The sequence below is a fragment of the Vreelandella venusta genome (assembly GCF_007989605.1).
Classification (GTDB): Bacteria; Pseudomonadota; Gammaproteobacteria; order Pseudomonadales; family Halomonadaceae; genus Vreelandella; species Vreelandella venusta.
In genome coordinates this window covers 1-1,039 of sequence record NZ_BJUL01000058.1, presented here as the reverse complement: position 1 = coordinate 1,039, position 1,039 = coordinate 1, and the positions used below count along the sequence as shown (strand labels likewise).

Genomic DNA, 1,039 nt, shown 5'->3' with positions numbered 1-1,039 from the left:
GGTTGCCGAAGGCGACACTGACGTTAGCGTGACCGCTACAGTGACTGATCCTGCAGGTAACTCGTCTAGCGATAGTGACACAAAACCAGTGGCTAACGATGAGCCTCCACAGGACAACGAAGCCCCAGCGGTATCTGTTGAGCTAATTGGTAGCGGCGACGACGGCACCTACAGCCAGGACGAGATCGGTGACGACGGCACTGTTACCGCTCAGATCACCCTGGAAGACGGCACCGAGGTAGGCGACACCCTGACGGTCACCGACAAAGACGGCAATGAACTGCTTAATCGTCCGGTCACCCAGGACGACCTGGACAACGGCGTGACGGTGGAAGTCCCGGTTGCCGAAGGTGACACTGACGTCAGCGTGTCCGCCACGGTCACCGACCCTGCGGGCAATTCCAGCAGCGATGACGACAGCAAACCAATCGAGCCGGTCGATAACACATCGCCCGCAGTCTCGGTCGAGCTGACCGGTAGCGGCGGTGACGGCACCTACAGCCAGGACGAGATCGGCGATGACGGCACCGTTACCGCCCAGGTCACCCTGCAAGACGGCACCGAAGTCGGCGATACCTTGGTGGTCACCGACAAGGATGGCAATGTCCTCTTTGACGGAGAAGTCACTCAAGACGACCTGGATAATGGCGTTACGGTTGAGGTGCCGGTTACCGAAGGCGACACTGACGTTAGCGTGACCGCCACAGTGACTGATCCTGCAGGTAACTCGTCTAGCGATAGTGACACAAAGCCGGTGGCTAACGATGAGCCGCCACAGGACAATGAATCCCCAGAGGTATCTGTCGAGCTAATTGGTAGCGGCGACGACGGCACCTACAGTCAGGACGAGATCGGTGACGACGGCACCGTTACCGCCCAGGTCACGCTGGAAGACGGCACCGAAGTAGGCGATACCTTGGTAGTCACCGACAAGGATGGCAATGTCCTCTTTGACGGAGAAGTCACTCAAGACGACCTGGATAATGGCGTTAGCGTCGAAGTCCCGGTCTCCCCGGGTGACACCGACGTCAGCGTGTCC

At 59.1% G+C, this 1,039-nt stretch carries 1 protein-coding gene; it reads left to right on the top strand.

Features of this window, described 5'->3' with window-relative positions; genetic code table 11:
• Positions 1-1,039: hypothetical protein (locus HVE01_RS19945; protein WP_213014767.1), on the top strand; the 1,039-nt coding region annotated here is incomplete at both ends.